The organism is Rhizobium sp. Root1334, from assembly GCF_001426665.1.
Classification (GTDB): domain Bacteria; phylum Pseudomonadota; class Alphaproteobacteria; order Rhizobiales; family Rhizobiaceae; genus Pararhizobium.
This window is the reverse complement of record NZ_LMEY01000009.1, coordinates 84556-107901: the sequence shown is the minus strand read 5'-3', so window position 1 is coordinate 107901 and position 23346 is coordinate 84556. Positions and strand designations below refer to the sequence as shown.

The window sequence follows — 23346 nt, the reverse complement described above, 5'->3', positions numbered from 1 at the left end:
TCTATGAACGCTTCTTAAGCACGATCCGAACAAAAGGCCTCCAATCATCCCCCTGGAGTTGGCTCCATTCGCCCTGCAGCATCCTGCCATCGTCACCGAAATGCCCAGTGAAGCGCTGGACCTTGCCTGTAATTGTGTAGTCGAGGCCCTCGATCTTTGAGACAAAATCGTTTGTGCTGCCGTCGGGATCGTAGCTCCGGCTAAAGAACTCGCCCGAGGCTCGATCAACTCCAAAGATCTCAGTCGATTGCACATGCTGGTCTCCCATCATCGCGTCGACGTCATGCACGAGGAAGTGGCCGTTCGGCATCCATGCATAAATGTCGCGGGCCTCCGAGGTGCCGCCTTCGGTACCGTCGGCCTCTATCATGGTGATCGACGTGTGCCAGGCACCGGCAAGGATGTTCAGGCGGCGGTGATGTTCGGAGGGAAAGTTGCTCAGAGTCATAGATGTTCCTCTTTGTGCTGCACTATGGATGCACGTGTGCGCCGCCTAACGGCCCAAGACAGGTGGATCATCGAGGGTGGAAATAGCCGGACCTATGCGGATCGGGTTCAACGCGCTGACGCCATTATTCGGCTGGTGCCGCGGATGCGGGCCGAAGCCATTATCTCTAAACGACTTCGCTGATCTGCACGATGGGGGCGATGTCCGTATAGTTGGCGACGTCCGCGGCGATCTCCCCGCGATGGGGACCCAACGCCTCCTGGAATGTCGCTAGACTCGGCGAGTAGACGTGGCACGCCGCGACGAATTCCGGCTCGCTTCCAAGTTCGCGCCCCGCAAGGCCCTTATCGATCTCGTAGCGTAAGCAGGCGTCGCCGAGCCGTTCCTGGATTAGTGGCATATGACGGGTGAGGTAGTAGTCGTGATCGAACTTCGAACCGCCATTGGCGGGATAGTAGACGCTCATCTTGATCATGGTCGGGCTCCTTCCTGAACGTCTCTCCGAGCGTTCTAGGGACCTTTTTAGTTCACCGATTTGTTAAAGCGCATCCAGATATTGGCTGAAGCGAGTTTGACGACAGTAAGGTAGTTTTCGCTGTGCTTTTAGGCTACCGCAACCGCCTCTATTTCTATTAGTAGTTCCGGATTTGCGAGTGCCTTGACAATGAGAAGCGTCGAGGCGGCCGGTGGAGAAGATAGAAGTTCGCCGCCCGCCGCCATGAATTCCTCCAAGTGGGACTGATCTGTTAGATAGATCGTGTTCTTGACGATGTTATCCCTGTCCATGCCCGCCTCGGCAAGAACTGCTTTAAGGTTGGCGATCGCTAACTTCGCTTGCTCGCCGACATTTGGCGGAAAGCTGCCATCGGCTGCTACCCCGACCTGCCCTGACACATAAAGAGTCCTTGCAAAACCGGAGACCTCGATCGCCTGGCTATAGTAGGGTGGCGTGGACACGCCCGTTGGATTAATCGCCTTTTGCATTCTGCTCTCTTATGGCTGGGAAGGTTGACTTGGCTTGTCTGCGCAAGCGATCGAATTCGGCCCTCACGGCGTCCTTGTAGGCGTTAGACAACCGCCCGGCGCGGGTCAGCACCAGCATGCCCTGATAGAGCAGCACAATGCGTAGCGCTGCAGGTTCATTTCCGTCCCCCATATCCGCCCTGACGGCTCGAAGGGCTGCCGCCTCGATGATGTCGAGGCCACGTCCAGCAAAATGGCCGCCGGTTCCTGCCGAGTTTCGAAATTCGACAGCGGCATTAGTCACCAAGCAGCCCAACCCATCTGAAAACGGTGGGTTGAAGAGATCAATTGCAACTTTCTCAAGGTCGTCGAGCGTCTGTGCGGCGCCTATCCGAGGATCGATGACTTTCCTGAAGTAGAAATCGAATACCGCCCTATAGAGCCCCTCCTTGTCACCGTAGGCGTTATAGAGACTGCCTGCGCTGATCTGGGTGGCCGCCTCTAACTCTATGACCGATAGGCCAGCATAGCCGTGCCTGCGAAAGGCCATCATCGCGCCGGCCAGTACCGCTTCTTCATCGAATTCACGTTTGCGTCCCATTCGGATGATATTGATACATCCATTCTAGAATGTCCATACTAAAACTAGAGGTGACCGCTATGACCGGGTACCGTGCCTCGTCGGGCACGAAGCTGTCGTTCAGCTTGCCACCCCGATTTAGCCATTCTGCGTAGGTGATGGCATTTCGGCAGCAAACGACCCCATGTACGAACCGCGCTTCGCGGGAGGGCGTGCGCGGTGAGGTTAGTGTGATTATCTGAGTTCTAGGCAGGCAGGTTGATGTTACCTGCCCTTCAACGAGAGGAGCGCTCAATGGCCAGCTTCTCCAACAATACCCGGACCATACAGCTTCGCCAATCCACTAGCAGCGTCACCGCGTTAGGCCAACGGCGGCGGTGCCGCTTTTGAGGTGCAACTAGGCGAGCGTTGGCTTCGGAACCATTCGAGCAGTATCTGCAGCCGCTCCTTCGCGGGATGGCTCGTCAAGAACACCGCCCAATAGGTCGGACCTGGCAGCGAGATATCTGAAAGCGGAACGAGCGTGCCTGCGTTCAATTGATCGCTGACGAGTAGCTCAGAGGCCAGTACGGCACCCTGACCCGCCACAACCGCGTCAAGTGCGTGGACTTCTTCGGAGAATGTCTGGGTGATGTGCGGTCGGCCACGATCCGCTTGTGCCTGAGCCTGCCATCGCTCCCAATTCGGCGCATTGGCCGCCCCGGATCTCCATCGATAGTGCAGCAACGGCAATGCGAGGACTTGATCTGGCGTAAGCTGGGCGCGGTCCAGCAATAGGCCGGGTGCACATACCGGTATGATGCGGTCGGGAAACAACCGATGCCATTCAGCGTCCATACCGGCTCGCTCTGCATAACGGATCGCCATGTCGATGCCTGAGGCATGCAGATCCGCGACATGGTCATCCGCCTCGATTTCTATGAGGACCCCTGTCTGCTCGCGCAGTTGCAGAAGGCGGGGCATCAGCCATCTGCTGGCAAAGGCCATAGTCACAGACAGACGCAGCGGACGGTTCTGATCATCGGACAGCTGCCCAATCGCGGCAGCAATGCGATCAAGGGAATCTCGCAGCACCGGGAACAGCTTTTCACCGGCTGGCGAAAGCCTCACCGGACGCGGATAGCGCCGAAACAGCTCCACGCCGAGGATTTCTTCGAGTTGCCGTACCTGATGGCTGATTGCGGTGGGAGTGAGGTGCAGTTCCTCAGCCGCATGCGTGAAATGCAGATGGCGAGCGGCAGCTTCAAAGGCCCGCAGACTGTGAAGTGGCGGAAGCTTGCGCAAGGTGACGACCTCCTGGAATCAACGGCGCTACCATGATGAATCTGATTCATCGTCGCAATGAGATATACGCTTTGGCCAAGTTTTTCTACGCCTGATATTTCCAACAGCAACAGTCAATTACACGGCGAGGAAGAAGACATGAAGACGTTGCTGCAAATGGACAATAGCCCTCAACCGGAGTGCGCGCGAAAACCTCAAATAACCGTCTACTCTGACTATGTCTGCCCTTTCTGCCTGTTGGCAGAGCGTGTTTTGTCCGAGGCGATCGGCGGCAGGAAGCTTTCCATAACGTGGCGCGCTTTTGAATTGCGCCCCGAACCCGTTCCCACGTTGCGTGTGGAGGACGGATACCTCCCGAAGGTCTGGAAAGAATCTGTTTATCCACTCGCCGAAGAGCTTGGTGTGCCGATCCACCTGCCGCCGATCTCGCCCCAACCCCGCACGGCAAAGGCCTTCGAGCTTTTGGCCATGGCGCAGGACAAGGGACTCGATCACCCCTACTCCATGCGGGTGCTGCGCGCTTTCTTTCGAGAGGGCCGTGACATCGGCGACACTGAAATTCTGATCGGGCTTGCAGATGAAGCGGGTCTCGACTCGCAGGAGGCCCGGGCGGCGCTGGAGAGCGGCAGATACGCGGCGCGCCATCGCGAAGCCCTGCGCCATGCTCGCGAAGACATGGCCATTACCTCTGTCCCCACAATCGTGGTCGGAGAGCGGATTTTCCGCGGAACACCGCCGCTGGATGCATTGCGGCAGGCGCTCGAAGAACTTGAAGCTAACCAATCAAAACCTCGGGCAAACGCTTGACTACATGATAGTCACGAAAGGAAAATACGATGAGCTGGCTCTATCTTGGAATTGCCGTGATCCTTGAGATCGCGGTTGCAATCAGCGCAGGCAAGGCAAATGGGTTCACCCATCCGGGATGGACTGCCGTGACACTCGTCAGCGGGGCTGTCGCGACGTTCTTCCTGAGCCTTGCGCTTCTCACCTTCGACGTCGGCGTGGGTTACGCCATCTGGACCTCAGCCGCCGGCGTCGGGATCGTCGTTCTGGGCGTGCTGTTCTTCGGTCAAACGCTCAACTGGAAGAAGACCCTCGGCATTCTTCTCGTTGTCGGTGGTGTCGTCGGCCTGCGCCTCAGTGGTGCGGCGTAAAAAAACCGCCGTTCAGCACCTCCTCAACTCCCATGAATTTCAAGGATTGTCGATATGACTAACACAGTTCAAAACAATGCAGCCAGCACTCGCGCATGGATGAGCCTGCTCCTCGCTGGAGCCTTCGAGATCGGATACGCGCTGAGTGTTGCCGGCAGTGAGGCTTTCACTGTCCTGGGCTGGTCGGTTGCGGCCCTCGTCTTTTTCCTCCTGACGCTTTACTTCCTCAGCGTCGCCTTGCGTACTATCGATGTGGGCATAGGTTATGCAGTATGGGCGGGCATCGGCTCGGTCGGCGCGGCTGTATTCGGCAGCGTTCTTCTCGGCCAGTCGCTCACTATCACCCAGGCATTCTGGCTTGCAGTCATCATCGGCGGAGTCATCTGGCTGAAGCTTGCCGACAGCGCCAAGCTTCAGGGGAAAATCTGATGTTCGCGGGAACTGCGTCCCCCTACCAAAACTCATGGAAGAGACTGTGGCCTTTTCCATGGATCATGTTCACGAAGGCGGCATTCCATTCACTGCCCTCGTGGTCGATTGCAACGGTCTAGTTCTCGGACGTGGTGTCAACCGCGTTCGGGAACATCACGACCCGACCGCACATGCCGAGGTCGAGGCCATACGCAATGCCTGTCGCACGCACAGCACATCCAACCTGTCGGGCGCGACACTTCTGGCGTCAGGAGAACCCTGCGCAATGTGCTACATGAGCGCGCGTTTTGCAGGAATTGCGCAAGTGTTCTTCGCCGCGGATCGAAACGAAGTGGCCGAACTTGGTTTCGATTACCGCAGCACTTATCGCCTTTTTGCTGACGATCCGCTGAACTGGAATGCACCGGCCGTTGAAAAGCTCCCTGTCTCAAAACGCTTGCAGCCATTCCAGGCATTCAGTTCAAAACTGCGCGCGAGCTAGCAGTCTCATTCTGTGGTGCCTGCAGGCATCATTCGTGAGAGGCACGATCTGGTGCCGTGGAACTTCAAGAAGCAACGGCCTCACGTCACCGTTTACCAGGCGACAAGAGCGGTAACAGCCGCAAGACTTACCCGCCATTCCGCGTCAAACGACCTGTACGCGTCCGCCGAACCTGGAACGAAACAGAGCTTCATGTGCATCCTGATCCGGATCATAACAACAATCCTGGACCAGGCGCACATCGTAGTCTGCGTCACTGGCCCAGGCGACGCTTGAAAGAACAACGCCGGTGGTGCTTATCCCTGTCATTACAAGCGAGCTTACGCCGCGCGTCCGAAGGTCGGCGTCAATCGATGTGCCATGAAAGACACTGGCTCGCGGACACGTGTAGAAAAGGTCACCCGGTACGATCGCAAGCCCTTTCTTGCCTGCTTCGAGGAATTCCTTCGACCAGCTATAATACAGGCTCTCGCCAATCCCTTCACGGCGGCAGATCGCAGCAATGCTGTCCTCGCCACGCAGACCGTCCAGCACGATGCGGATTTTGTCCTCAGCCGAATGGTGCTTGCGGGTGGCGCAGCGGATGTCTTTGATAACCTGTTCGGCCGCCGGTTTCTGCGGCCCGGATTTTTGTCTCATCTTCGCTTCCTTTGCGTGAGCTACGATGAGCCGAAAATCCTCTCTTCTCAATTAAACCAATTCTGTCTCATGGGCGCTGATGTCGGACACTGATCGAGACGACCGGGCTAACGTTGTCGCCGGAAAAGACAAAGGTAACGGCCATGACAGAGGGCTTCGAGTTTCTCGGATTCCGCTTCAGCGCGCATTGGGATAAACGCTACGGCTATGGCCCGCGCGTTGAAATACCAAGGCAAAGGCCGCGAACCTGCGTCACAAGGTCAAGCAACTGACGCAGCGTGACAGCATATCCGTCAGTCTTGGCGAAAAGCTCCGGAAGGTGAATTCCATCACTAGCGGATGGGCGAATTATTATCGCTACTGTGTCGGCGCTGGCCGCGTATTTGTCTATCTCGACTGGTATATTGGCGTGCGTCTTTACTGCTGGCTACGTAAGAAACGTCCAAAGGCAACACCCAGCGAACTGTGGGGCTCAAAACAGCCAAGCAGGCGCCGGGCGACGAGACGGGTTTGGCGAGAAGGGTCTATTGAGCAACATGTGCTCTGCTGGACACCTGTCGAGCGATACCGTCTTGCGTGGATGGGTATGCCTGACTTTGCCATGTCTTCTGGAGAGCCGGATGCGTAACGAAAGGCGCAAGTCCGGTTCGGCGAGAGGCGATGCGAGACCTGCCGCCGTAATGCGGTAAGGCGCGCATCGCCTACTCATCCCACCTATCTGAAGGTCCGGCGTGGCGGCCGCATCGTTTCCGTTGCCATCATCATCGCCGTCGGCGTCAACACCGACGGCCGGCGCGAGGTGCTGGGCATGGAGATCGGCACATCAGAGGCCGAGCCGATATGGACGGAGTTCCTGCGCAAGCTGACCCGTCGAGGCCTCAGCGGCGTCAAGCTCGTCGTCTCCGATGCTCATGAAGGCATCAAGGCGGCCGTCTCCAAGGTCTTGTCGGCCACATGGCAGCGTTGCCGGGTCCACTTCATGCGCAATGCATTGGCTCATGCCGGAAAGAGCGGGCGACGCGTCGTGTCGGCCTTTATCGCCACCGCCTTCGCGCAGGACACGCCAGAGGCCGCAAGCACCCAGTGGCGCAGCGTCGCCGACCAGCTCAGGCCGAAGGTGCCGAAGCTCGCCACCCTCATGGACAGCGCCGAACAGGACGTGCTGGCTTACATGACCTTTCCCAAGCAGCACTGGACCAAGCTCCACTCGACAAACCCAATCGAACGCCTCAACGGCGAGATCAAGAAACGAACCGACGTCGTCGGCATCTTTCCCAACGACGATGCCATCGTCCGGCTCGTGGGCGCGCTCCTGCTAGAACACAACGATGAGTGGGCCGTCCAGAGGTCCCGCTACATGACACTTGAGACTGTGGCCGCAATGAGCGATGATCCGCTCATCAGCCTGCCCGCTGCGGCGAGTTGATCCACTCCCGGCCTCGACCGGAGAGCACGGCGAACGCCGAAGCTACACCACCCCCTGGGACACGATCAGATGAATGGTCTCGATCCGCAGGCTTACTTGGCCGACGTGTTCGACCGCATTCACGATCACAAGATCAATCGGTTAGACGAATTGCTTCCCTGGAACTGGTCGCCGATCGCCACAATCACCGCCGAGGCAGCCTGATGGCAACAATTACCTACGTCCGCACAATCAAATTTGTCGCGCAGGTTCTCGAAGAGGATCCAGAGCTTCTGCAGGCAATCGTCTCCAACGACGATAATCTGAGCTACGGCAACATCATTACCGTCTACACTGGGGACGACGGATCCGTCACCGCGCTCACAGACGATGGCATGGAAGAACTCGAGCAGATGCTCTCCCACGCGCGCCGGTCACCCGACGAATGGAACGACTTCCTCGACAGTTTCGTGGACGACGAACAACTCGTTGCTCGCATCAAAGCAAAATCTCCGCGGTAGCAATCGGGCGGTTACCATTATCGAGGCCAAGGCCCTGTATTTAAGACGAGGCATTCGGCTTTCGAGGTCGTGCTGATGATGAAACCGCCCTTTTTCTTCAGCCGGGAGGGGCCGAGCGGGTCGCGGCCAACACGGAACGGGCATTGAAGTCCATGACACGCTCGTCATGCGCGTCGCTCATCTCGGAGGTTGCGACACGGCCAGGAATGCCGCTGGCGGGGACATCGCCCTGAACCACAATCGCTTTTTCCGCCCGCGCTTTCAACATCGGACATAAGGTCCAAGGCTGCCTGCCATCTCGCATCCTCGATCGTCATGCTTCTGCGACATGGGCAACAGCGTTCGGAACAGGATTGGCCAGTCTCGTTCGGCGACCGCGCCGGGTTGAAGGCAAGCACCGTCCGAAGGCGGATGCTCCGGACGGTGGATGAACCAGACGGTCAGCGGCGGCGGAAGCCGCCACCTCCATGGAAGCCGCCACCCCCATGAAAGCCCCCGCCCCCGTGGAAACCGCCACCACCAAAATCACCACCGCCATGGAAGCCGCCACCGCCGAAGCCACCGCCGCCAAAACCGCCGCCGCGCTGGAAATCGCCGCCATCGAAACCACCCCGTGATGGGCGGCGGATCATGTCTTGCTGGAAGGCACGCTGGTTGCCGATCTGACGGCCGGCACGGTCAAGGCCGAGATTGTCCGGCGCCGCCGGCCGGACGCGGTTGGTGTGCCGCTGGACCGGCTTCACCGCATCGCGGTTCTGGCCGATTTTCTGGGCGGCATCCGGATGCTTGGCGGCGAAATTCTCGCCATGCTGCTTCAGATTGTCGGTCGATGGCTTCTGCACCGGGTTCCAGCCATCTGGCGTGTGCTTCTGCCATTGGCCATTGTCGCGGCGGTAAACGTTGCCATCGCGTCCGGCATAGATATCGCCGCCCTTGCCGCCGGCGACAAAGCCATGATTACCGTCGGAGTTGCGCCAGTGAACGTTACCGCCTCCGGCGTTGGTCCCACCGGCGATATGAGCAAAATCGGAGCCATGCTTGACATTGGCAGATCCCCAAGAGCCATAGACATTGTGGCCGCCGCGCGCCATCACGCCGTTTCCGGTGCGCGGATTATAAGCCGCGATAAAGCCACGCTCTCCCGCCGGGCCTGAAATGGCCCCGCCGCGAATGTAGGTGCCGGTACGGGGATTATAGGCCGCTCCGCCTGCAATGCCGCGATAGGGACCATAGGCATAGCCGTAGCGGCCGAAGGTTCCAAAAGCTGGGTTGTAGAAGGCGCCGACGCCATAGCTCACCGGGCGCGGATAATAGGGCATATAGCCGCCGCCGGCCCAGCCGTAATCCCAATAGTCGTCATAGGCCCAACCGGTGCCATAAACAAACGTATCCCAGGCCAGATAGGCGCCGAGATAGCCCATGGTATATCCGTACCAGACCGCATCCGGTTCCGACTGGTAAACGCGCACATAGGTGGCGTTGTAGACCGGCGAGGAAGGTGGGATTTTGTAGATTTCGTCCGGTACAGCCTTGGCGACGGCAAACGGGCCAGTGGGGGTTGGGCCTTCGAACCAGACACCATCCTTCAGGACGAAATACGTGTCGCCAACCTTGATGACCTGCTCATTGGTATTCACCGCATAGGAGAGCGAGGTACCGTCGATCGGTTCGAATTTCGGCTCCCCGCTGTAGGAAACATCGACCTTCACCGATCCGTCGGTGGAGACACGGGCGGTTTGTGGGATGCTGGCCTTCAGCCGCGCCTCGGCATTTTCCGAAGTGCCCGGTACCGATGCCCGCACCGCATAATAGGGCGCATCATCCGGAATGTTCTGGAAATCCGCCGGCAGGTTCGGCGTTGCAAACGTCCAGGGGCCGTCGAGCGAAGCCGCAGAGAACCAGCGGCCGGACAGAAGCACATACCATTGCTTGCCCTTTTCGTCATAAAACACGTCGCTGGCGGAATTCGACGCCCATTTCAGCGCAGTGCCTTTGACGGGTTCCAGCTTCGGCTCGCCTTCGAACTGGATCAGTTCGGCCGGTGTTTCCGAATAGACGACCTTGGGCAGTTTGTAACCTTCCACCGCCGTCAGCGGAATGGCCGTGCGGGCAGCTTTCCAGTTGTCGTCATCGGGCAGGTTCGTCAATGCGTTCGGAAGGGTTGCCGCGACCTGCCATCCAGCGGCCAGATCCTTGGAGGTCAGCCAGGTCTTGTCATCACGCAGATAATAGCTCTTGTCCGCATCGGCCTGAAACAGATCCCAATTGGTATTAACCGCGAAAGAGAGCCCCGCCGAGCCCTTGACTGGAGCAAGCACGGGCTTGCCGTCCATCTGCAGCAAAATAGCCGGTGTCTCGCTGATGAAGATCGGCGGCGGGTCCGATTTCAAGCCTTGAACGTCGTCCATACGCTTGTAATCGGCAAGACTGGCTGTCAGGCGCTCCTCGGGATAGGTCAGATTGCCTGTCGGCATCAGCTTGCCGACTTCCAGCGACAGATCGGAAATCTGGCTCCGGTCGAGTGCTGAAAAATTGATCTCCGTGGCCTTGATATTACTGAGGATGACGGTGCCGGCCTCCGCATCGGATACCGTGTCTGCGCTGACGCCGATGACGCCGAAGATCGGCTTTGCATCCTTGGTTGGCTTGTATTCGGTGGCGATCAGCGCCGAGAGCGTGGTGAAATCCCTCCAATCGGTGATCTGCGGTTGATAGAGCGTGATCTCGGCGCCGCCGTCCGTGGTGTAGATCCGCGGCCAGCCCGGGCGGTCCGTCGTCGCGTCGGCCTGGTTGAGATATTTGCCGCTGACGAAGCCCTGTTCGCCCTTGAGCGAAACCGCACACCACGCGCCGCTGTCGTCGCACTCGCCCAGATCAACGGTGGTGCCCTCGACAAGCTGGCCGAGGCTATCGAACCCCGTGCCAGGGCCTGAACGGAAATTCACATTCGCCGTCGTGACTGCAGGTCCCGCCAAAGCGGAGCTAGCCGTCAATGCGGCGGTCATGAGCACAAAACCAAATCTGACCATCGTTCTCATCCTTGTCATGGGCATGATGTGCCGTCACGTTCCCGCTAGGCTCGCGGCGAAACATGCTTGGAAGCCTTGCACGATGGCGCGCTGATACAAGTACGTTACAGTTACTTTTACGATATCGGGAAAACACCGAACCGGTGCGGTCCGGGCATGGGCGAAAGCAGACCCGGCACGGCGGCTGGTTTCAGGAATTCAGTGCCTGCGCCTTCAGCACGCCGATCTCGAGAAGATCGGTCAGTCCGGCCGTGAAATGCCGGGCATTCATACTCTTACGAAATGCGCCGCCGAAATCGGCGCGGCCGGCGCCGAGGCTGGCTAACGCCAATCGCGCGTCTTCGGCCCTGCCCAATTGGCCGGCTGTAGCAGCCTGGACTGCGTAAACGACATAGTCATCCGCTACATTCAACTGCCGTGAGAGGGTCAGCGCATCATCGAAGCGCCCCAGGCGGTAAGCATTCAGTGCGCGGGTGAGCAGGCTGTCCGGTGCGGCATTCTGGTCCATCTGGGCGGATTGCACGGCAAGGCCGGCGCCGTCTTCCCAACGCCCCGCGGTAAAGAGATAGAGCCCCAGCCGTGCGGTGATATCGCTATTGTTGGGATTGAGGGCAAGCGCTGCATATCCCGTCTCAATTGCGGCCTCCGTCTGGCCGGCCCGGAACTGGCTCATCATCAGCGCGTATTTGCTGCGGCCGGAAAAGGGCGAGAGCTTCACCGCATCGCCGGACAGCTTAGAGGCCCGGGCGGAGAGATCGGTCGGCGCCTCTACCGGGTCCTGTGCAAGCAGGACAATTGCCAGTTCCGCCTTGGCTGCAGCATCGTTGGGCACAATAGCCAATGTCCGTTCAAGGCAGCTGCGGGCATCCGCAATTCCTGCCTCGTTTCCACGGTCGCCTGCCGCGATCGCTCTCAAGGTGCAGCCGTTACCAAGCGAGGGTGCATCGAATTCATGCTGTGTTTCAATGGTGTTGATGACGCCACGGGTTCCCACAAGCGTCCGCGCCAGCCGGTTCGCCAAGTTCTCACTTGAAGAAAAGACGGGCGACCCCGGCCGGAGCGGCTTCTCGATACCCGACAACAAAATCTCTCCGCTGGACGCAGCCGCAACTTGCCACCAGATGGAGCTTTGGCTGCCCTTCCCCTGGTACTTGAGCGTAATATGGTAATCATCAGCCACCCGCTGGCCCCGCATGGCCGAGACCAGTTTTGGGGGAGACCATTCGCCCAGTGAAGCAGCAACCACCGCAGCGCCGGGAGATGCAAGCCGGACAGTCTGGAACTGCGAGATTGCCACCGTGAGATAATCCCGGAACTTGCCAACTTCCCGCTGTGGCATATCTTCGTCGCCGTCCAACACTATGGAAATCAACGGCTTCTGCCTCAAGGAATTTTTGTTCCAGGCATCAAGTCCTATCGTCAGAGCATAGGCGGCAATGCCAATACCGACCAGCAGCCAGGTCAGAGCGAGCCCGGTATGGGCGCTCCAAAACCGCCGGTTCGACCTCTCTTCCAAGCTTGGTGTATGATGAGATAAATCCGGCGCAGCGGTTTCTGCCACGGGGCTGGTCATGTCGTTTGGCGCCATGCGGGAGAAGACAGGAACGTACCGGCCCCGCGGAAGATCAACGCGGATGCCGGTGTCGCTTCCGTGAACCTCATAATATTGCGTCAGCGCGGCGCGCAGCCTGGTCGCTTCGATGCGCACGATCGGATCAACCGACGCATCGAAATCGGCTGGACGACCGAACACATCGACGGCGATCGTGTAGGCCTTGATCGCCTCGGCCCTGCCTTCGAAATACTCCGATGCAATGAAACGCAGAAAATTCCGGTTGCGTTCCGGAGATTGAAAGCGGGAATCCGCGAGCAGACGGTCAATTTCGGCCTGCGCCTCTGCCAAGTCGATATGTTCGCAGAATGATCGATCGATTTTACGCTCGCCGCTCATGCCTGCCCCCAAGTTTTCAACCTGAGGTCACAGTACCGCACAAAATCCGCATGCCAGTCAACCGCCCTTTGCTGAAGTACCGCGACCTAAAACGCTAAAAATTCCGTTGACTGTTTCAAAAGTGATAATTTGGCACACTGGCGTCCTGCTTTGGAGCAGGCGCAAAATACAGGCTAAACAAAAGAATGTGCCAGTATCTCAGCGTGGTTTTGTCTGTTCGCTCAGACAGATCTCGATCACTTCGCTCTCGATTTCGCTACACAGTATCTCATACTCGCGAATGATCGCACTATCCGCGTCCGGACCCTTTCTCAAGGAATCGAGAGTGGAGCTTGCATCCTGGAAAGCGTCGCAAAGACTGAGCAAACTCGTATTCCGCACACTGAGAATCTGAAGCTGCCCGCGCAGGGCGGGTAACCTCAGCATCAGCTTCCACAAACCCTTCTGCGCCGTGTCTGTCGACATCAATCTGGTACCTGGTTTGGCCGAGGATGCATGCCTGTCAGTTTACCGCTCCGTTTAAGGCAGGCCTCTAACGGTTACCCAGATACCTATGCGCTTTTTCCGGTCGGGCGGGAGTACGTTACGGTTACAATTGCCTTGCAGACGACATCACGCACGTGAAAGTGCGCCGCTTGTGCCCGGTGAGCCAACTGCCGAAGGGAAACCGTCTAGAAATCCCAGTCGTCATCCTCCGTCGCAACGGCCTTGCCGATGACATAGGACGAACCGGAGCCGGAGAAGAAGTCATGGTTCTCGTCGGCATTCGGCGAGAGCGCCGAGAGGATCGCGGGATTGACCTTGCAGGCTTCGGCCGGAAACAGCGCCTCGTAGCCAAGATTCATCAGCGCCTTGTTGGCGTTGTAATGCAGGAACTTCTTGACGTCCTCAGTCAGCCCGACCCCGTCATAGAGCGTTTCGGTATATTTGGCCTCATTATCATAAAGCTCGAACAGAAGTTCGTAGGCAAAATCCTTGATCTCCTGCTGCCTTTCAGCACTCAGCCGCTCCAGCCCCTTCTGAAACTTGTAGCCGATATAATAGCCGTGCACAGCTTCGTCGCGGATGATCAGGCGGATCATGTCGGCGGTGTTGGTGAGCTTTGCCCGGCTCGACCAGAACATCGGTAGGTAAAAGCCGGAATAGAACAGGAAGCTTTCGAGAAAGACGCTGGCGACCTTGCGCTTCAGCGGATCGGGATTGCGGTATTGCTCGAGGATAAGCGCCGATTTGCGCTGCAGATGCTCGTTTTCCTCCGACCAGCGATAGGCATCATCGACATCCGGGGTCAGGCAGAGCGTCGAAAAGATCGAGGAATAAGAGCGCGCATGCACCGCTTCCATAAAGGAGATGTTGGAATAGACGGCCTCCTCATGCTGCGTGATCGCATCCTCCATCAGTTTCGGCGCACCGATGCTGGTCTGGATGGTATCGAGCAGCGTCAGCCCGGTGAAGACGCGGATCGTCAGCTGCTGCTCTTCCGGCCGCAGAGTTGCCCAGGACGGGATGTCGTTGGAAAGCGGCACCTTTTCCGGCAGCCAGAAATTTCCGGTCAGCCTGTTCCAGACTTCAAGATCCTTATCGTCCTCGATGCGGTTCCAGTTGATGGCGCGCACGCGCGAGACGGGCTTGATGGCGATGTTCATGGGATGTCTTTCCTCGATAAAATCTTACTGAGCGCCCGGCCCCCTCACCCAGCCCTCTCCCCGTGGGGAGAGGAGAACCTCGCGCCAGCCGCTTGTCCCTTCTCCCCATCGGGGAGAAGGTGCCGGCAGGCGGATGAGGGGGCTCCGGACTCAAGCGTGGCTGAGACGCCTCAAATCAAAGCGTACACGACACGCAGCCCTGCACCTCGGTGCCGGAAAGCGCCATCTGGCGAAGGCGGATGTAGTAGATCGTCTTGATGCCCTTCTTCCAGGCATAGATCTGCGCTTTGTTGATATCGCGTGTCGTCGCGGTATCGCGGAAGAACAGGGTCAGAGACAGGCCCTGATCGACATGTTGGGTTGCCGCCGCATAGGTGTCGATGATCTTCTCAGGCCCGATCTCATAGGCGTCCTGGTAATAGTCGAGATTGTCGTTGGTGAGGTACGGCGCCGGATAATAGACGCGGCCGATCTTGCCTTCCTTGCGGATCTCGATCTTCGAGACGATCGGATGGATCGAGGACGTCGAGTGGTTGATATAGGAGATCGATCCCGTCGGCGGCACGGCCTGGAGGTTCTGGTTGTAGAGCCCTGTCGACATAACGGCCGCTTTTAGCGCAAGCCAGTCCTCCTGCGTCGGGATGTGGATGCCGGCGGTCTCGAACAGTTCGGCCACACGCTCGGTCGCCGGTGCCCATTCCTGTTCGGTGTACTTGTCGAAATAGTCACCGGAGGCATATTTCGAGTTCTCAAAGCCCTTAAAGCTCGATCCACGCTCGACGGCAATCCGGTTCGATGCCCGGATGGCATGGTACGTCACCGTGTAAAAATACATATTGGTAAAATCGACGCCTTCGTCCGAACCGTAGTGGACGCGCTCGCGGGCGAGATAGCCGTGCAGGTTCATCTGGCCAAGACCGATGGCGTGGCTATCGTCATTGCCCTTCTCGATCGATGGAACCGAGGAGATGTGGCTCATGTCGGAGACGGCGGTCAGCGCCCGGATCGAGGTCTCGATGGTCTTGCCGAAATCGGAGCTATCCATCGCAGCTGCAATGTTCAGCGAGCCGAGATTGCAGGAAATGTCCTTACCCATGGCCTTGTAGGAGAGGTCGTCATTGTATTCGCTGGCTTCGCTCACCTGCAGGATCTCCGAGCAGAGATTGCTCATGGTGATGCGGCCGGCGATCGGGTTCGCCTTGTTCACCGTGTCTTCGAACATGATGTAGGGGTAGCCGCTCTCGAACTGGATTTCGGCCAGCACCTGGAAGAACTCACGCGCCTTGATCTTCTTCTTGGAGATGCGGGCGTCATCCGCCATTTCGCGGTATTTTTCCGTTACCGAGATTTCGGTGAACGGTACACCATAGACGCGCTCGACGTCATAGGGTGAAAACAGGTACATATCCTCGTTGTTCTTCGCCAGTTCGAAGGTGATATCCGGCACGACAACGCCGAGCGACAGCGTCTTGATACGGATTTTCTCGTCGGCGTTTTCGCGCTTGGTATCGAGGAAGCGCATGATGTCGGGGTGATGCGCATTCAGATAGACAGCCCCTGCCCCCTGGCGTGCGCCCAGCTGGTTGGCATAGGAGAAACTGTCTTCCAGAAGCTTCATCACGGGAATGATGCCGGAGGACTGGTTCTCGATCTGCTTGATCGGGGCGCCGGCCTCGCGGATATTGGTGAGCGACAGGGCAACGCCGCCGCCACGCTTCGACAGCTGCAGCGCCGAGTTGATGCCGCGCGCGATGCTCTCCATATTGTCTTCGACGCGCAGCAGGAAGCACGAGACGAGCTCGCCGCGCTGCTTCTTGCCGGCATTGAGGAAGGTCGGTGTCGCCGGCTGGAACCGGCCGGAAATGATCTCGTCGACCATGTCGCGGGCAGTCGCCTCATTGCCCTGCGCCAGCGTCAGCGCCACCATGCAGATGCGGTCCTCGTAACGCTCGAGATAGCGTTTTCCGTCAAAGGTTTTGAGCGTGTAGCTGGTGTAATACTTGAACGCGCCGAGAAAGGTCGGGAAGCGGAATTTCTTCGCGTAGGCGTGATCGTAGAGGTCCCGCACGAAATTGAACGAATACTGATCGAGGACTTCGCGCTCGTAGTAGCCTTCCGTTACCAGATAATCGAGCTTCTCGCGGAGATTATGGAAGAACACGGTGTTCTGGTTGACGTGCTGGAGGAAATACTGCTTCGCGGCCAGCCGGTCCTTGTCGAGCTGGATCTTCCCCTCGTCGTCATAGAGGTTCAGCATCGCGTTCAGCGCGTGATAGTCGACTGCCGTTTCCGTCGCCTTCAAAGGGCGTTCACCGGCGGAAGGAGGAAAACTGTTGAGCGGTTTTGCGCCCGCATTCCGCGTCAAAGTCTCTGAGACGTCCAAAATCGTTCCAATCCGTTTCTAACGTTGGCGACGTCCTCATCGGTGCCCAGAAGCTCGAATCTGTAGAGATACGGCACTTCGCATCTGCGTGAGATCACGTCACCCGCGAGACCGAACGTCTCGCCGAAATTGCTGTTACCGGCAGCGATCACGCCCCGGATGAAGGATCGGTTGACCGCATCGTTGAGGAAGCGGATCACCTGTTTGGGAACGGCGCCCCGGCCGTCATCGCCGCAATAGGTCGGCAGGATGAGGACGAAAGGCTCGCGCACATCGGGCGTTTCCGCGCCACTGCTGACGGGAATACGGGCTGATTTCAAACCGAGCTTGGCGACGAAACGATGGGTGTTTTCCGACAGGCTGGAATAATAGACGATCAGCCCCATCGTTCGTCAGACCGTACTCAAGAAAGCGCGCTGATCTTGTCCGGCCGGAATCCGGCCCAATGGTCTTGGCCGGCAATCACGACCGGAACCTGCTGGTATCCGAGACCGATCACCTTTGCGAAGGCGTCCTCGTCCTTGGAGATGTCGATGATCTGATAGTCGATGCCTTCGCGATCGAGCGCACGGTAGGTCGCGGTGCACTGGACGCAGGAAGGCTTGCTGTAAACGGTAATGTTCATGATTTTCCTCGTGATCTGTCGTGTTGCTAGGCGCACGAAAGGGCTCCGAGCCGCTGCACGCGGATCCGATCGTGTGGTTTTCATTGCGAGCTGGCGATCAGGCTAGGCGTGTACCGCCGATCGCGATCCCGCATCTCGTGGTCTGCGAATTCGATTGACTGACATGCCTTCACCCCGAAGCCTTTTTTGGCGGACATCGGAAGAACGCAACACAAAGCGGAGTCATTCCGCTGCACATCACGCAACCTTCCGGACACCCCGCCCGTGGACGTTTTGTTTAAGGCAGGTCTCCTGGCTTGCGGGTCGTGGCGCCTGTTCCGTCTTCCCGAAGATCGATGCCTTCAGTGACTTGAAATGAAACAGGTACTTGCCGCTTACAGTTGCGGGGGCAGCTCCGGTTTTGCCCGGCCAAAATGGCTGAACGCACCGCATTCCCTCTTAGCCTCCGAATCTTGCGAGTCAGAGGAACCTTGAACACTAGATATAGTATACGGCGTGAGAACAACGTCAATGTGTAGGCTTCGGAAACATGCCTCCTGGCACATAATTTTTCCGGCATTGTGGATAATGGGGCGTTAATACCGGGTCACAGGAATTGCAAAAGGCCCGGAGCATCGCCCCGGGCCTTCGATATTCCAGGATATTGCGAATGCCGATTTACTCGGCAGCGGCAACCGCGCGGCGGCGGCCGATGGTGGCCTGGGTGAGCAGCAGCGCGCCAACGGCGCAAAGCGCGATGCCCATGGCCATTGGGACGGCGGTACCGTCGAAGAACACCGATGCGATCACCATGGCGACGGCGGCCGTGACGAAATGCAGCGTGCCCATCAGCGACGATGCCGTGCCGGCAATCTCGCCGTGATCCTCCAGCGCCAGCACCGCGCTGGTCGGAATGACCAGGCCGAGGAAGCCGTAGCCGACGAACAGGAACGCGGCCATGACCGGAAGCTGGTTGAAACCAAGGCTCATGACGATGGCCATCGCAGCCATGGTCAGTGCAAAGGCCGTTACGGCAATCCGCATGACGCGGACAAGCCCAAAACGCTCGCCGAACCAGCCGGTCGCCTGCGATACCGCGAAGAACGACACGGCATTGATGGAGAAGGCGAAGCTGTATTGCGTCGGCGTCAGCCCATAATAATCGATCAGCACGAAGGGCGAGTTGGCGAGATAGACGAGGAAGCTGGAAATACCGAGCCCGCCGATGAAGGTCAGCGTCAGGAAATTCTTGTCCCTGAGCAGCAAGCCGTAAGCCGCCATGGCGCTGCGCAAACCGCTTTCGGCACGATGTTCCCTAAGGCGGGTTTCCTGCAATTGCGTCGCAAGGAGAATGAGGCCGATGAAGGCGGCGATCATCACGGCCCAGAACACGCCACGCCAGCCGTAGAATTCGATGACGGCACTGCCGGTCAGCGGCGCCAGGATTGGCGAGATGCTGAAAACCAGCATCAACAGCGACATCAGCCGGGCGGCCTGCACGCCGGTATGCATGTCGCGCACAATGGCGCGCGGGATGACCATGCCGGCGGCCCCGCCGATGCCCTGCAGGAAACGGAAGGCGATCAGCGTTTCGATATCGCTCGCCAGCGCGCAGCCGATGCTGGCGAGCGCAAAAATGCCGATGCCGATGTAGAGCGGCGCCTTGCGGCCCCACATGTCGGACAGGGGACCATAGACCAGCTGCGACAGCGCAAAGGAAATGAAGAAGGCGAGCAGGCTGAGCTGCACGACGTGGTTTTCCGCGCCAAAATCCTGTCCGATCGACGGCAGCGCCGGCAGGTACATGTCGATGGCGAAAGGACCGATGGCTGATAGCAGGCCGAGGATGAGGGCAGTCCGGAAGAAGGAGGACGTCATGGGATCGTCTTTCAGAAAACAGCGGTACGGAACCTGACCGGTTTCGCGCCGCGTTGCCTCACGGGGTTCAATGGAAACGTTTCAAGCCCGCACGCAATGCTTGGGAGGACATCCGCGCGCTTGGAAATTCATGTCAATATAATTGGACACGCATGTAAAATTAGACACCATTGTCTAAAACGTCAAGAGGCATTATCTTGGACTGATGAAAGCTCCGAATGACCCCGTTCCCAAGATGTCCGTCCACAGCCAGCGCGGGCAATGCGCCAAGCGCCTGTCCATACTGGAAGCTGCCGCCGAGGTGTTTTGCCGCCAGGGATTTGCCGGTGCGAGCATCGATGAGATTGCATCAGCAGCCTGCGTGTCGCGCCAGACGGTCTACAATCACTATCGGGAGAAGGATAATCTGTTCACCGCGGTGGTCGAGGACGTGATGGACCGGGCAAACGCCATGCTGTTCACCATCCTGTCGACCTTCCCCGAAAAGCCGGACAATCTTGAAGATGACCTCGTCGGCTTTGCCGTGCGGCTGAGCCGCAGCTGCATCTGCAATCAAGACGGAAAATTCCTGCGCAAGCTCGTCCAGTCGGAGGGCGAGCGTTATCCGCATCTGTTTGAAAGTTGGCGCCAGCACGGCCCTGGCAAGATCGGCACGGCGCTGGCGGCGCTTTTCGCCAGACTGTCGCACAAGGGGCTGCTGGAGATCGACGATTTCGACGTCGCGGCTCGTCAGTTCCTGGCGCTGGTCAACGCAGACCTGCAGATGGGCACCTTGTTCGGGGTCACGCCAACCGACGAGGAACTGGACAGTGCGGCCCGCAATGCCGTGCGCACATTCCTGCGGGCCTACGCGCCAGCGCAGGCAAACACCCCGGCGGTCAAGACGGCATGAATTCCGGCGTCAGTTGACGCCGGTGATCATCGAGACAATTTCGTTCTTGTTGGTCTCCGACGTCCTGCGGATGCCGATCTGCTTGCCGCGGCGGAGCACGCAAATACGGTCCGAAAGCTTGAAGACCTGATCGAGGCTATGGCTGATGATCAAGACGCCGATATTCCGAGATTTCAGCGACTGCACGATCTCCTCAACCTTGGCGGTTTCAGCAACGCCGAGCGCTGCCGTCGGCTCATCAAGCAGGATCAGTTTTTTGGCCCAGCGGGTGGCGCGAGCGATTGCCACGCCCTGGCGCTGGCCGCCGGAGAGATCGCGGATCGTCGCATGCGCCGACGGAATGCGCACATCCAGTTCCTTCACCAGCTTTTCCGTCTCAGAAATCATCGTCTTGCGGTCGAGCAGACCGATGCCGTTGGTCAGTTCGCGGCCGAGAAACATGTTCATGTAGACCGTCTGCTGATCGGCCAGCGCCAGATCCTGATAGACCACCTCGATCCCGTGCGACCGGGCCATGGTGGCGCTGGACATGGCGACGGTCTCACCCTCGATGGTGATCGTACCGGATGACGGGCCGTAGACGCCGGAAACGATCTTGATCAGCGTCGATTTGCCAGCGCCGTTATCGCCGACCAGCGCGACGATCTCGCCGGGATAGATATCGAGCGAAAAATTCTCGATGGCGACAACCGCGTCGAAATTCTTGCGGATGTCCTTGAGCTGCAGCACAGGGGCCTGAGTGTTCATGGTCATTCTCCTATACCGGCCAGGATTGGGGGTCGCCGAAGCCGTTTTCGATGCTCTCGACTTTCGGCATGCCTGTGGAAATGCCCGAGACGCCAACGACATAGGCGCGGGTGACAAAGGCCTGACCGCGAAAACCGAAGACCGCGGTATCGCCGGGCTTCGGCGCGTTTGGCCCCGCCGCATCGATCATCGCGTAATAGTCGATCGCCGAAGGCGGCGGCACCTCGACGCTGCGCAGAGACGAGGCCGCGACAGTTGGCTCGTCGGAGACGATCGCCTTGACGTCATAGTCCGGGAAGATCGGGTCGATGTAGAAACCGCCGCCGAAGCAATAGGCTTTGCCACCGGAAAGGTGCGAAACCTCGGTGAGATAGCAGACGGCCGGAAGCTCCGGCAAATCTTCGACCACATGCAGCGCCGTCGTGCCATGCAGACCGTTGCCGGGCTCGCATTGTGTCGCGCCGGCATCGGCGAGCGCCTGCAGCAGAACCGAAGACGTCGTGCCCGGCGCATTGACCTCAATGCCGGTGCGTCCGGCCTTCCCCAGCGCCTCGGCGGCCTTGGTCAGCGTTGCCAGATTGTGCGTCGGCAAGACCTTGTGGCTCTTGTGATCGAACAGCAGGGCCGGAAACGTGGTGATCCCGGCAAAATGGCCGCCATCCAGCGTATCGAAAGCGTCGGCCACGGCAGCGACATCGGCAGCATCGAAACCGCCCTCATGGCCACGATAGAACGTATCACCCTCGGCCTTAATGCGGGCAAGCAGGTTCTGCACATAGCCCGCTGCCTTGGCGCCTTCAGCGGCCTCGCGCGCCTTGTCGTCATTGAACACGGTCCAGTAATCCGGGAGGAAAGTCGCGGCCGCGGCCTTGGCCTCATGGCGAGCCACCTGCTGCAGATGGCCGAGATGGCCGACGCGCAGGCCCGCCCGGTGCGTGGCGCGGGCGCACGCCATGTCGACGGCAACGGACCGGTCGATGCCGCCTCGCTCCACGGCGGCGCAGAAGGAGCTGGCGCGGCCGACCTGCTTGGTCATGGCGAAGATCTTCAAACCGAGCCGGTCGGCCTCCGTCTTCAAGACCCGGGCATTGGCCTCGACGGCATCGAGATCGAGCACATAGGCATTGGCCGGGATCTTGCCCTGACGGTGGAGCGCGATGGCCGCTTCGAGGAATTTTGGGTTACGGCGGCGCAGAACGTCGAGAAACATGAGATATCCTTTCTTCAGCGCAGCTTTTCGCGCAGCGACACGGCGACGGCAGCAAGAATGATGAGACCGCGGACAATCATCTGGTCGGAGACGGAAAGCCCCATCAGGATCAGACCGTTGTTGAGCATGCCCATCATCAGCGAACCCACCAGCGCGCCGATGATTGAACCCTTGCCGCCGTTGAGCAACGTGCCACCGACGATGACGGCGGCGATCACGGTCATCAGGTCCGTTTCGCCCAGTGTATATTTTGCCGCCTGCAGACGGCCGGCATAAAGCAGACCGGCAAGGCCGGCGAGCGCGCCGCTGATGACCAGCACCGCAAGCCGGATGCGCGGCACGGGAATGCCGGAGACGCTGGCGGCGCGGGCATTATCGCCGGTTGCCAGAACATGCGCGCCGAACTTGGTTTCGCGGAAGATCAGGTGCCCGGCGATGATGGCGATCACGGTCCACCAGATCAGCGAAGGGATGCCGAGCAGCGAGCCGGAACCGAAGAAGCCGGTAAACGTGCTGTCGGTGACAGGAATGGAGCGCAGGTTGGTGAGAGAGCGAGCGACACCGGCAAACAGCCCCAGCGTTGCCAGCGTCACCAGAAACGACGGCAGCCGGACATAGGCGACCAAAAGACCGTTCACCAGCCCGATGGCGACCCCTGCCCCGATCCCGGCCGCAATACCGGCGATCATCCCATAGGCATTCATCGTCACGGCGGCAGAGAGAGCGGCGACCGCCACGGTCGAACCGATCGACAGGTCGATCTCACCGGCCGAAAGCACGAAGACCATGCCGATCGCCATGATCGTGATCGGCGCCGTCTGCAGCACGATGTTGGATAGGTTGCGCACAGTCAGGAACCCGCTGTCTTTCAGCACGACGGCGAAAAACAGGAAGATCGCCAGAAAACCGACATAGACGACATATTGCTGGATATTGATGCGGCTGATCATGCTCATCGCCGGGTTGGCGGCATTGCTTGGGGCGCTGGACATAGCGGCTCCTCCGAAGAGCTGGGGTATGGGCGGGAACCTGTGGCTCCCGCCGGGCACTGGCATGCATTCTCGGCGGCCGGTGCGACGACTTCAATCGGCGCCTG

General features: G+C 58.9%; 23 protein-coding genes, 3 pseudogenes and 1 riboswitch. Of the genes and pseudogenes, 9 read left to right on the top strand and 17 right to left on the bottom strand.

The window, feature by feature from the left end; all coding sequences use genetic code 11:
• Window position 1 precedes the first annotated feature (1 nt).
• The 5 genes from ASD36_RS13220 to ASD36_RS13200 all read right to left on the bottom strand — a co-directional run bounded on the left by ASD36_RS13220 (window position 2) and on the right by ASD36_RS13200 (window position 3275).
• Window positions 2–448, bottom strand: coding sequence for a DUF1579 family protein (locus ASD36_RS13220; protein WP_060509224.1), 447 nt, complete (start codon window positions 446–448; stop codon window positions 2–4).
• A gap of 166 nt (window positions 449–614) precedes the next feature.
• A complete protein-coding gene (locus tag ASD36_RS13215; protein ID WP_060509222.1) occupies window positions 615–923 on the bottom strand; it encodes an EthD family reductase in 309 nt (102 codons plus the stop codon).
• A gap of 128 nt (window positions 924–1051) precedes the next feature.
• Entirely contained in the window at window positions 1052–1432 is a 381-nt protein-coding gene (locus ASD36_RS13210) for a RidA family protein (protein ID WP_060509220.1), read from the bottom strand.
• Window positions 1416–2012 (bottom strand): TetR/AcrR family transcriptional regulator, encoded by a 597-nt coding sequence (locus ASD36_RS13205; RefSeq protein WP_060509218.1) that lies wholly within the window; start codon window positions 2010–2012, stop codon window positions 1416–1418. The genes ASD36_RS13210 and ASD36_RS13205 overlap by 17 nt, the downstream gene beginning before the upstream one ends.
• Window positions 2013–2351: 339 nt before the next feature.
• The gene (locus ASD36_RS13200; RefSeq protein WP_060509216.1) at window positions 2352–3275 is read right to left on the bottom strand and encodes a LysR substrate-binding domain-containing protein; all 924 of its coding nucleotides are present in this window, start codon (window positions 3273–3275) and stop codon (window positions 2352–2354) included.
• 138 nt (window positions 3276–3413) lie between these two features.
• On the opposite strand from ASD36_RS13200, the gene ASD36_RS13195 reads away from it, so the two are divergent.
• The 4 genes from ASD36_RS13195 to ASD36_RS13180 are packed head-to-tail and all read left to right on the top strand — an operon-like array spanning window position 3414 to window position 5345.
• Window positions 3414–4082 (top strand): DsbA family oxidoreductase, encoded by a 669-nt coding sequence (locus ASD36_RS13195; RefSeq protein ID WP_244489820.1) that lies wholly within the window; start codon window positions 3414–3416, stop codon window positions 4080–4082.
• 29 nt (window positions 4083–4111) lie between these two features.
• Window positions 4112–4432 (top strand): SMR family transporter, encoded by a 321-nt coding sequence (locus tag ASD36_RS13190; RefSeq protein ID WP_060509214.1) that lies wholly within the window; start codon window positions 4112–4114, stop codon window positions 4430–4432.
• A 54-nt stretch (window positions 4433–4486) separates the two neighbouring features.
• Window positions 4487–4861, top strand: a complete 375-nt coding sequence (locus tag ASD36_RS13185; protein ID WP_060509212.1) for a multidrug efflux SMR transporter — start codon at window positions 4487–4489, stop codon at window positions 4859–4861.
• Window positions 4862–4907: 46 nt separating this feature from the next.
• Window positions 4908–5345, top strand: a complete 438-nt coding sequence (locus ASD36_RS13180) for a nucleoside deaminase (RefSeq protein WP_244489819.1) — start codon at window positions 4908–4910, stop codon at window positions 5343–5345.
• A 144-nt stretch (window positions 5346–5489) separates the two neighbouring features.
• Here the strand turns inward: ASD36_RS13180 and ASD36_RS31685 are convergent, their stop codons facing one another.
• Entirely contained in the window at window positions 5490–5984 is a 495-nt protein-coding gene (locus tag ASD36_RS31685) for an isochorismatase family protein (RefSeq protein WP_112834719.1), read from the bottom strand.
• Between the two features lie 247 nt (window positions 5985–6231).
• On the opposite strand from ASD36_RS31685, the gene ASD36_RS31415 reads away from it, so the two are divergent.
• The 4 genes and pseudogenes from ASD36_RS31415 to ASD36_RS13155 all read left to right on the top strand — a co-directional run bounded on the left by ASD36_RS31415 (window position 6232) and on the right by ASD36_RS13155 (window position 7910).
• A complete protein-coding gene (locus ASD36_RS31415; RefSeq protein WP_347360127.1) occupies window positions 6232–6612 on the top strand; it encodes a group II intron maturase-specific domain-containing protein in 381 nt (126 codons plus the stop codon).
• Between the two features lie 84 nt (window positions 6613–6696).
• Window positions 6697–7410, top strand: a pseudogene (locus ASD36_RS13165) (IS256 family transposase); the annotation flags it as partial.
• 66 nt (window positions 7411–7476) lie between these two features.
• Window positions 7477–7614 (top strand): annotated as a pseudogene (locus ASD36_RS13160) (transposase domain-containing protein); the annotation flags it as partial.
• Window positions 7614–7910: a hypothetical protein gene (locus ASD36_RS13155; protein ID WP_060509209.1), complete on the top strand. Its 297-nt coding sequence runs from the start codon at window positions 7614–7616 to the stop codon at window positions 7908–7910. The pseudogene ASD36_RS13160 and the gene ASD36_RS13155, both read left to right, overlap by 1 nt.
• A gap of 56 nt (window positions 7911–7966) precedes the next feature.
• On the opposite strand, the pseudogene ASD36_RS30615 reads toward ASD36_RS13155, so the two are convergent.
• From ASD36_RS30615 to ASD36_RS13115, 8 genes and pseudogenes are all read right to left on the bottom strand, one after another.
• Window positions 7967–8127 (bottom strand): annotated as a pseudogene (locus ASD36_RS30615) (oxidoreductase); the annotation flags it as partial.
• A 223-nt stretch (window positions 8128–8350) separates the two neighbouring features.
• A complete protein-coding gene (locus ASD36_RS13150) occupies window positions 8351–10939 on the bottom strand; it encodes an SH3 domain-containing protein (RefSeq protein WP_060509207.1) in 2589 nt (862 codons plus the stop codon).
• A gap of 190 nt (window positions 10940–11129) precedes the next feature.
• Entirely contained in the window at window positions 11130–12890 is a 1761-nt protein-coding gene (locus tag ASD36_RS13145; protein WP_060509205.1) for a hypothetical protein, read from the bottom strand.
• Between the two features lie 671 nt (window positions 12891–13561).
• Window positions 13562–14536, bottom strand: a complete 975-nt coding sequence (gene nrdF / locus ASD36_RS13135; protein WP_060509201.1) for a class 1b ribonucleoside-diphosphate reductase subunit beta — start codon at window positions 14534–14536, stop codon at window positions 13562–13564.
• A 175-nt stretch (window positions 14537–14711) separates the two neighbouring features.
• Entirely contained in the window at window positions 14712–16919 is a 2208-nt protein-coding gene (gene nrdE / locus ASD36_RS13130; RefSeq protein WP_060509198.1) for a class 1b ribonucleoside-diphosphate reductase subunit alpha, read from the bottom strand.
• Window positions 16898–17305 (bottom strand): class Ib ribonucleoside-diphosphate reductase assembly flavoprotein NrdI, encoded by a 408-nt coding sequence (gene nrdI, locus ASD36_RS13125; RefSeq protein ID WP_060509196.1) that lies wholly within the window; start codon window positions 17303–17305, stop codon window positions 16898–16900. Before nrdI ends, nrdE begins: the two co-directional genes overlap by 22 nt.
• A gap of 17 nt (window positions 17306–17322) precedes the next feature.
• On the bottom strand, window positions 17323–17544 hold the full coding sequence (gene nrdH, locus ASD36_RS13120) for a glutaredoxin-like protein NrdH (protein ID WP_060509194.1): 222 nt from the start codon (window positions 17542–17544) through the stop codon (window positions 17323–17325).
• A 263-nt stretch (window positions 17545–17807) separates the two neighbouring features.
• Window positions 17808–18032: riboswitch (cobalamin riboswitch) on the bottom strand.
• A gap of 169 nt (window positions 18033–18201) precedes the next feature.
• Window positions 18202–19401 carry a multidrug effflux MFS transporter gene (locus ASD36_RS13115; RefSeq protein ID WP_060509192.1) on the bottom strand — a complete coding sequence of 400 codons (1200 nt, stop codon included), beginning with the start codon at window positions 19399–19401 and terminating at the stop codon, window positions 18202–18204.
• A gap of 205 nt (window positions 19402–19606) precedes the next feature.
• On the opposite strand from ASD36_RS13115, the gene ASD36_RS13110 reads away from it, so the two are divergent.
• A complete protein-coding gene (locus ASD36_RS13110; RefSeq protein ID WP_244489818.1) occupies window positions 19607–20293 on the top strand; it encodes a TetR/AcrR family transcriptional regulator in 687 nt (228 codons plus the stop codon).
• A 9-nt stretch (window positions 20294–20302) separates the two neighbouring features.
• On the opposite strand, the gene ASD36_RS13105 is transcribed toward ASD36_RS13110, so the two are convergent.
• Genes ASD36_RS13105 through ASD36_RS13095 form a run of 3 tightly spaced genes read right to left on the bottom strand, consistent with a single transcriptional unit; the run spans window position 20303 to window position 23242 of the window.
• Window positions 20303–21046 carry an ATP-binding cassette domain-containing protein gene (locus ASD36_RS13105; protein ID WP_060509189.1) on the bottom strand — a complete coding sequence of 248 codons (744 nt, stop codon included), beginning with the start codon at window positions 21044–21046 and terminating at the stop codon, window positions 20303–20305.
• 4 nt (window positions 21047–21050) lie between these two features.
• On the bottom strand, window positions 21051–22250 hold the full coding sequence (locus ASD36_RS13100) for an alanine racemase (RefSeq protein WP_060509187.1): 1200 nt from the start codon (window positions 22248–22250) through the stop codon (window positions 21051–21053).
• 14 nt (window positions 22251–22264) lie between these two features.
• A complete protein-coding gene (locus tag ASD36_RS13095; RefSeq protein WP_060509184.1) occupies window positions 22265–23242 on the bottom strand; it encodes an ABC transporter permease in 978 nt (325 codons plus the stop codon).
• Between the last annotated feature and the right edge of the window lie 104 nt (window positions 23243–23346).